Origin of the sequence: Lentzea sp. NPDC092896 (assembly GCF_044754905.1) — a bacterium.
Taxonomy (GTDB): Bacteria; Actinomycetota; Actinomycetes; order Mycobacteriales; family Pseudonocardiaceae; genus Lentzea.
Genome location: NZ_JBIVPX010000002.1, coordinates 995,206 through 1,004,410, shown reverse-complemented (window position 1 = coordinate 1,004,410; position 9,205 = coordinate 995,206). Strand labels below are relative to the sequence as shown.

The 9,205-nt window shown below is 71.1% G+C and carries 1 protein-coding gene; it reads right to left on the bottom strand.

The features are described from left to right. Window positions 1-25 precede the first annotated feature (25 nt). On the bottom strand, window positions 26-9,196 hold the full coding sequence (locus ACIQF0_RS15605) for an SDR family NAD(P)-dependent oxidoreductase (RefSeq protein ID WP_401029886.1): 9,171 nt from the start codon (window positions 9,194-9,196) through the stop codon (window positions 26-28). Window positions 9,197-9,205 lie beyond the last annotated feature (9 nt).

Sequence of the window (9,205 nt, the reverse complement as noted above, 5' to 3'; positions counted from 1 at the left end):
GGTTCCTTCCGAGAACGAGGTGGGCTCAGGCGAGCGCATCGGGAACCTCCCGGTTGGCCAGGACCGCTTCCAGCAGTGCGGCACGAGCACCGATGTCGAAGGAAGGGGGCGCGATCACCGTCACGGGCACGGCCGGGGGTTGCGGAGCGCTCGTCTCCGGCACCCAGTAGCGCTCGCGGGCGAAGGGATAGGTGGGCAACGGCAGCACTCGCCGTTCACCGGACGGATGCAGGCTCGCCCAGTCGACCGCACGGCCTTCGCACCACAGCGCGAGCACCCGGCCCAGATCACCGCTCTGCAAGGCAGCAGCGACTTCCGGCTCCGTTTCGCGGTCACGACGCACGGCCGCACCACGCGCCCGGCGCAGGCTCCCGGTGTGCAGGCCGCCACCGCCCGAGAGGAAAGCGTCAAGCGCGGCGACGACCGACGCGACGTCAGAGGCGACGAAGCCCAGCCGGTGCTCCATCTCCTCCCTGCCGACCTGCAGGGTGAAAGCCAGGTCCGCGAGCGACGGCGAGTTCTCACCGAGGAAGGCGCGCAGGTCCCGGGCACGAGCCGCCAGCCGATCCGCGTCACGGGCCGAGAGGACGATCGCCTGTGGCCCAGCAGTGGAGCCAGGTTCCGGTCGTGACGGCGGTGCCTCCAGGACGACGTGGGCGTTGACCCCGCCGAACCCGAAACTGCTGACACCGGCGCGCAACGGCACCTCGCTGCCGGAAGCGTCGGTCTTCGGCTGCCAGGACCGCGACTCGCGCAGGACCTCGAAACCGCTGCCGTCGAGCTTCAGGTGCGGGTTCAGCTGGTCGAGGTGCGGTCCGGCCGGCAGTTCGCGGTGTTCCATCTGCCGCAACACCTTCACCACACCCGCGAGGCCGGCCGCCGCCTCGGCGTGGCCGATGTTCGCCTTCACCGCGCCGAGAGGACGCGTGGCCGAGCCGCCGAGCTTGCGGTAGGCGGTGGTGAGCGCGTCGACCTCGACCGGGTCACCCAGTGCGGTGCCCGTTCCGTGCGCCTCGACGTACCCGATGCTGTCCGGGTCGATGCCGCGCATGGCCGCCTGGATCACCTCGGCCTGCGCCGAGGCGTTGGGAGCGGTGAGCGTGGCCGCCCGGCCTCCGTGGTTCTCCGCCGTACCGAGCACGACGCCGTGAACGGTGTCCCCGTCGCGCAGTGCCGCGGCCAGCGGCTTGAGCAGCACCGCCGCCACGCCTTCCGCACGGACATATCCGTCAGCGTCCGCGGCGAAGGTCTTGCACCGTCCGTCGGGGCTGAGCATTCCGGCGGCCTGCGTCGAAACGAACGTGTCGACGCTCAGCAGGAGGTTGACTCCGCCGGCCAACGCCATGGCGCAACGCCCGGACCGAATGCTCTCGACCGCGCGGTGCAGCGCCACCAACGAACTGGAGCACGCGGTGTCGATCGGCTCGCTGGGTCCCCGGACGTCGAGCAGGAACGAGATCCTGTTCGCCAGCACCGCATGCGAGTTGCCGGTCGCCGTGTAACCGTCCGGCTCGACACCACTCGCGTTGAGCAGGTGGTGGTAGTCCGTACCGGACACACCGAAGAACACGCCGGTGTCCTCGGGCAGTCGTGCGGGCGAGTACCCCGCGTTCTCCAGCGCGGTCCACACCGTCTCCAGCGCGAGCCGTTGCTGCGGGTCCATGAGTTCGGCTTCCAGGCGGGACAACGAGAAGAAGCTCGCGTCGAACCGGTCGACGCCGTCGATCAACCCCGCGTACTTCGGGAAGTCCGCGCGTGCCACGACATCGGCGTAACGGCCGTCGAACCGGTCAGCCGGATACGACGAGACGAGATTCGCGCCTTCACGAACCCGTTCCCACAGGGCGTCCGGATCGTCCGCACCGGGGAACCTGCCTGCGACACCGATGATCGCGACGGCGCCGGTCTCCTGCTCGACCGGAGGCAGCGCCGCCGGAAGGGCCTGGGGAAGCGACGACGGCACAGCGGGAACGAGCCCCGCCGGAGCGGACGTCCCGACCTCCTCGGCCAGCCTGCCGACCAGCCCGCGGATGTTGGGGTGCTGGAAGAACACCGCCGGACTCAGGTCGATGCCGAGCCTGCCGCCGAGTTCCTGGGCGAGCGAGGCGAGGCTGATCGACTCGAAGCCGAACGCCGGGAAGTGCGTGTCGAGGTCGATGTCGGCCGGGTCGGTCTTGAGCAGCGCGGCGACGGTCTCGCGGACCTGGGCGGTCAGGCGGTCCCGGTCCGGGCCGTCTTTCGCGTCCGTCACCGCGGCCGGCGCGTTGCCGAACTCCACGCCCTCCCACCGGCCGAGCACGGCGCCGGTCTCGTCGAGCAACCGCACGTCGAACTCGGAACCCTTGCCCTCCAGCACGATCGCCCTGGTTCGGCCGAGGTTCGCGCCCTCCGCCGAACGCACCTTCACGACGGTCGCGTCGGCGTCCGAGGTGAGGTACTGCACGCCCTGCACCAGCCCGTTGAGCACCCAGGCCGGAATCCGGACGCGCCGCTTGTGGGGATCCTGGGACAGCGCGGGTTCCGCGACGCGGACGAGCAGCCGTCCGCCGATCTCCGCGACTCCTTCGACCACCCCGGCGTAGGGCCGGGTGTCCACGCCGAGCTCACCGAGCTTCGCGTAGAACCCCTGCTCGTCCAGCGACAGTGGCGTTTCGATCACGGAGTCGTTCTGCCGCAACGGTTCCGTGGCAGCGACGAGGTCGGCGCCGAACACGACGGTGCCGTCGGCGTCATGTAGTTCTGCGCGGCTCGAGCCGAGTTTCCAGGTGAGCACCTGCTCCTGAGACGGATCGGGCAGCGCGGCCCAGCGCGCATCGCGCACGGCCCAGCCGTCACCGAGGCCCGCGACCTCGGCGAACGCGAGCGCGCCGTCCAGCAGCGCGACCGTGGCGTAGCGCTTCTCGCGCCGCACCGAGTAGACGTAGTCGAGCAGTTCGTCGCCGCGCAGCGCGAGCCGGTAGCGAACGCCGTCCAGGTCCGACTCGTTGACGCCGACCCACGGGTGGGCCCGCCGCGCGAACGCGATGGGGTTCAGCACGCTCGGCGCGTCGTCGAACTCCGGGTACCAGCACCGAACCTGCTCGAACGGGTAACCGGGCAGCGACAGCTTCGCGGGCCTCTCAGCCTGCGGCCACAGCACGTCCCAGTCGACGGCCGCGCCGGCGGTCCAGACAGCCGCGAGCGCACCGAGATCCGTCCCGCTGAGCGCCTTCTCCGCGTCCGCCTCGTCCGGCGGATCGGTCACGCCCATCGTGCTCGGCACGAACCACACGCCGGCGGGCACGACCGGGCTCGTCCAGTCCACTTCGGACAGGGCGGCGAGCTTCGACGCGACGGCGTCGACGTCCGCGGCGACGAACGCGATGCGGGAGGACATCTCGTTCTTGCCCGTCTGCAACGTGAAGGCAAGACCGTCCAACCCAGGACGCGACGCCACCACGTGCGCGTGCAGGTCGCGCAGCACGCGTCCCAGCGCCTGCGGAGTGGCCGCCGAGCAGACGATCAGGCGTGGCAGTCCGGACTCCGCCGGCGGCTGGGCCACTGCGTCGTGCTCCTCCACGACGATGTGCACGTTCGCGCCGCCGGCCCCGATCGACGTGACACCGGCGCGCCTGGGCACGGTCTGCCCGTCGAGCACGGGACGTGCCCACTCGGTGCGCTCGTGCTGCACGACGAACGGCGTCTCGGCGAAGTCGATGGCCGGGCTGAGGGTCTCGGAGTGCAGCGACTTCACGATCGTCTGGTGCTTGAGCTGCAACAGCACCTTCGTGAGGCCGACGATTCCCGATCCCGACAGCAGGTGGGCGACGTTGGACTTCACCGAGCCGAGCGCGCAGAAGCCCTTGTCGGCGGTGTCGCGGCGGAACGCGCTGGTGGCGCCCCGAATCTCGATCGGGTCGCCCAGCGACGTCGCCGACCCGTGGCCTTCGAGGTAACTGATCGTGCGGGCGTCCACGCCCGCGTCGTCCAGCGCCTTCTCGATGGCACGGCCCTGCTGCACCGGGCTGGGCACGGTGAACCCGTTGCGCACGCCCGCGTTGGTCATGCCGCTGCCCCGGATCACGCCGTACACGTGGTCCCCGTCGGCCACGGCCTCGGCGAGCGGCTTGAGCACGACCATGCCGACGCCCTCACCGAGCACCGTGCCGTCCGTGCCGATGCCGTAGCTGCGCAACAGGTCGGCGGTCTTGCTGGTGAAGTGGGCCTGGGAGGTGCCGATCAGGTCGTAGGGGTGCAGCATCAGGTTGACGCCGCCGACGACGGCCATCCGGCACTCGCCGGCCCGCAGCATCCGCACGGCCTGGTGCACGCAGGTGGACGACGAGGCGCACATCGTGTCGAGGAACATCGACGGCCCGGTGAAGCCGTAGAAGTACGACAGCATGTTCGCGAACACGCCGATCTCGCTGCCGCTAGTGGCCGTGCCGCGCTGGAGCATGTTCTGGAAGCCGTACAGCGAGTAGCTGTTGTTCATCGACCCGACCAGCACGCCGACGTCGCCCTGGTACCGGCGCTGGATCGTCTCGCGGGAGTAGCCCGCGTCCTCCAGCGCCGTGACGCCCGCCTGCAGCAGCAGCCGCACCTCGGGTGAGAGCAGCTCGGCCTGCCGCTGGGAGAGGGAGAAGTAGCGCGGGTCGAACGCGTCGATGTCGCGCAGGAACGTCCCCGACTTGACCACGGACTTGCCCGGCACGTCGCGTTCGCCGTAGTAGATGTCCTGCTGGCGCCAGCGGTCCTGAGGCGGTGCCTCGAAGCTGTGCCTGCCCTCGCTGAGCAGCTCCCAGAACTCGTCGAGCGTGTCCGCGCCGGGATAGCGGCCGGACATGCCGATCACCGCGATGTCGTGGTCGCCGTGCTCGGCTCGCGGTCGTTCGACGGTCTCGACCCGCGCGACGGGCACGGGAGCGGTCACCGGTTCCGGCAACACCTCCGGCTCCTGCGCGAGCTCGGGCTCCGGCACCTGCGGCTCCGCCGGTCCGAACAGCTCGACGAGCCGCGACCGGTGCTCGGCGAGGAGATACCCCGCCACCCCGCGCAGGTCCACGTGCTCGAAGAACAACGTCTTCGGCAACGACCCGAAGTCGTCCTCCAGCCGGCTGGTCACGTCCACGATGACGAGCGAGTCGATGCCGTAGCGCTCCAGCTTCTGGTCGGCCCGGATGCGCTCCGGTACCTGACCGGTCAGCTCGGCGAACAACCGCCGCAGGTGCTCCTCGGTGCGAGTGCTCAGCGTTCGATCGTCCATTTCGGACTTCACGGCGGCCTTGGGCGCGGGCTGCCGGACGGGTGCGTCCTTGATCAGACCCGCGTAGCGGCGGAGCTTCGGCGCGTCGCCGTACATCACGATGCGCTGCGAGGGAGCCTCCACGCCCAACGCTCGTTCCAGCGCGCCAAGTGCGGCGGCGGTCGGCAACGGGACGGTGCCCGTCGTCTTGCGCAGATAGGCCTCGGTCGCCGGGTCGACGCGCATGCCGCCCTCGGCCCACAGCGGCCAGTCGACAGCTCGGACGACGTGGCCGGACGACCGCGCGGCCCACGCGTCCAGGAAGGCGTTCGCCGCCGCGTACCCGGTCTGGGCCGCGCCGCCGAACGCACCCGCGACCGACCCGAACACCAGCAGGAAGCCGACGCCGTGTTCGCGGCACACCTCGTCGAGGTGCGCGGTGCCGGCCAGCTTGGGAGCCAGCACCGGCGCGGTGGTCTCCAGCGGGGTCTTCACGAGATAGCCGTCGTCGAGCACACCGGCGGCGTGGAAGATGCCGTCGAGGCGGCCGAAGCGCTCGCTGATCGCGCTCGCGGCGGCACGCACGCTCACCGAGTCGGTCACGTCAGCCTGTTGGTAGGCGACGCGGTCGCCCAGATCGGCGATCTCCGCGCTCCTGGACCGTCCGCTCAGCACGACGGTCGCGCCGTACCGGGTGCTCAGGTGCGCAGCGATCAGGCGGCCGATGCCACCCGCGCCACCGGTGATCCAGTAGACACCGCCGTCGCGCAGCAGCGACTCGCCACCAGCGGTGACCGGCAGTTCCTCCGTCTCACGGGTCAGGCGACCACCCGAGACGTCGTAGGCGACCTCCACGTCGTCGGAACCGGCCTCGGCGCGCACGATCTTCTCGAACCGCGCGGCATCGACCGGGCCGTCGACCAGGACGAGCTTGCCGCGAACGGCCGGATTCTCCTTGTGCAGCGACTTCAGCACCGCGGCGAGCGGCGCGAACACGGGGTCGTCCTGGCGACCCGGTGCGACGACGACCACCGTCCGCCCGGCCGGTCCAGGACGGTCGAGCAGAGACCGCAGGTGCAGATAGCACGCGTCGAACACGGCCTTCGCGGAGTCCGCGGGGTCGTCGGCGAGTTCCCTGGGCAGCGGCAGGATCTCGGCGTCGAGTCCGGCGACGCCCTGCCCCAGCACCGCGTCGAGCACGACGAGCGGTCCGGCGGACGCGCTCCCGGTCACGGGCTCGGCGGCACGCCACACCTGGTGCGCCTCGACGAGGGTGCCGTCCACCGGCTCAGCTGCCTCGGGCTTCTTGGCTGCCTCGGACTTCTTGGCTGCCTCGGCTGTCTTGGCCACGTCGGACTTCTTGGCCGCGAGCGGGCGATGCGTGTAGCCGCGCAGCCGGGCGCACAACGTCCCGTGCTCGCCGAACACGTCCAGGTCCACTTTGGAGTCACCGGCGGCACGCAGCACGGCGTGCGTGATCCGCCCGACCGGCGCCAGCAGCGTCAGCTCGTCGAGTGCGAACGGAACGGCCACCGCGTCGGGGTTGCGCCAGCCCGACTCGTCCGCGCCCAGGGCGAGAACGGCCTGCAGCGCGCTGTCCAGCACGACCGGGTGCAGCAGCCAGCCGGACGCGGCCACAGCGGGCACCTCGATCCGGGCGAGCACACCCTCCTCACCGCGCGACACCTCTGCCAGGCCGCGCAACGCGGGCCCGTGCTCGATCCCGCTGGCGCGCAGTGCCGCATACCCGCGGTCGACGTCGACCGGACGCGGGAACCGGGCGGAGAGCTCCCCTGCGGTCTCGCCACCGGCCTGACCCGCGGTCAGATGTCCGGTGGTGTAGCGGTTCCCGGCGTCGTCGAGAACCGTGAAGCCGAAACCGCCGTCCCGCGGTTCCAGCCGCAGCCGCACGACCAGCCGCTCCCCCGTGACCGCCAGCGGCCGGAGCCAACCGACGTTGCGCACGCTCGGCACCTCGATCCCGCCGATCCGTTCGGCGGCGGCGAGCACCAGACCGAGCACCGCGACACCCGGAACGACCGGAACGCCGTTCACCACGTGGTCGCGGATGACGTCCTGGCCGGCCTCGAAGGTCAGCGGGAAGGTCCAGCGGCCGTTCTCCTCCTCGCCGGCCCCGAGCGACGGGTGACCGGCGGCCTCCAGGGGCCGGAACCAGTAGGGCGTGCGCGCGAACGCGTAGCCGGGCAGGTGGATCCGCCTGCCGGTCGCGGGCCACGCCGACCAGTCGGCCGGGAGGCCCCGCACCCAGGCACGGACGAACTTCTCCGTGCGGCCCTGTTCAAGCCAGACAGCGATCAGGTCCGTCAGGTCGTCCTCGTCGAGCACGGCGGTCTGCTCGTCCTCCGCCTGTCCCCGCACGCTGTTCCCGCGCAGCTCGCCGTTCTCCGCGAACGCTTCGAGCTGCTCGGCCCAGTCGGCCAGGTCTCGCGCGTGGAAGGCCGCTCGCACGGGCAACGGCACACGTCCGTGCCGCAGCGTGTGGGCGATGTCGGTCAACGAGGGCGGCACGTCCTCCATCAGCCGGGTGCGCGCCCACGCCGCCAGATCGGCGCACGTCTCGCGCAGCCGGTCCTCGTCCCAGGCCGACACCGGCAGCCACTCGTCCACTGAGGACGGTGCCGTCGGCTCGGCAGCGGGAACGGACTCCAGCACGGCGTGCGCGTTGGTGCCCGCGAACCCGAACGAGCTCACCCCTGCCCGCAGCGGCTCCCCCTCGGGGGCGGTCCACTCGGACAGCGTCTCGACGACGTGGAAAGGCGACCCGGTCAGGCTGATCAGCGGGTTGAGGCGCTCGAATCCGACCGTGGCCGGCAAACGACCGTGCTTCATCGAAGCGATGACCTTGAGCAGACCGGCCACGCCGGCCGCGCCTTCGAGGTGCCCGATGTTCGTCTTGACCGAGCCGAGGCCGCAGTGCTGAGCCTCCCCCGAGTCGCCGAGCTCGGCGAACGCCTTCTTCAGACCCCGCACCTCGATCGGGTCGCCGACCGGCGTTCCCGTGCCGTGCGCCTCGATGTAGCTCACCGACGCCGGGTCGATCCCGGCCCGGCGGTAGGTGTCGACGATCAGGTCCGCCTGCGCGTCGGGATTCGTGACGGTGAGCGAGCTGGTGCGACCGCCGTGGTTGCTGCCGATGCCGCGCACGACCGCGTGCACCGCGTCGCCGTCCCTGAGCGCGTCGGAGAGCCGCTTGAGCAGCAGGACGCCACCGCCCTCGCCTCGCACGTACCCGTTGGCGCCCGCGTCGAAGACCTTGCTCCGGCCGGCCGGGGAGAGCATGCCCGCCTTGCTGAACGCGACGAAGTGCCGCGGCGACCACACCAGGTTGACGCCGCCCGCCAGCGCCTGGTCGCAGTCACCCGACTGCAGCGCCTGCACGGCCTGCTGCACCGACACCAGCGAACTGGCGCACGCGGTGTCGTTGACGACGCTCGGGCCGCGGAAGTCGAAGAAGTGCGAGACGCGGTTGGCGATGACCGCGTAGGCCGCACCCGTCGGGTAGTACGCGTCGATCGTGGCGAGCTCCTGCTCGACCAGTTCGGCGTAGTCCCAGTGACACACCCCCATGAACACCCCGGTGCGCGAACCCGCCAGCCGGTCGGCGCGGTAGCCCGCGTCCTCGACGGCGTGCCAGCTCAGTTCGAGGGCCAGCCGCTGCTGCGGGTCCATCAGCCGCGCCTCGCGCGGGGAGATGCTGAAGAAGTCGGCGTCGAAGCACTCGACGTCGTCGACGAAACCGCCCCAGACGCTGGCCGTCTTGTCGCCGTCGCGGCGCGGGTCGCCCGCGAAGTCCGCGGCGCGCCACCGCTTCTCCGGCACCTCGCTGATCAGTGAGCGACCCTGTTCGAGGTTCGCCCAGAACTCGTCGGCGTTGCGCGCACCGGGCAGCCTCAGTGCCTGTCCGACGACCGCGATCGCGGTGTCCTGCGCGCCGGAAGTGTGCTGTGTCATGGAAGTTCC

Excerpts from the sequence above, each read along its gene's own strand:
- ACIQF0_RS15605 (WP_401029886.1), bottom strand. The coding sequence starts at position 9,196 with ATGACACAGCACACTTCCGGCGCGCAGGACACCGCGATCGCGGTCGTC.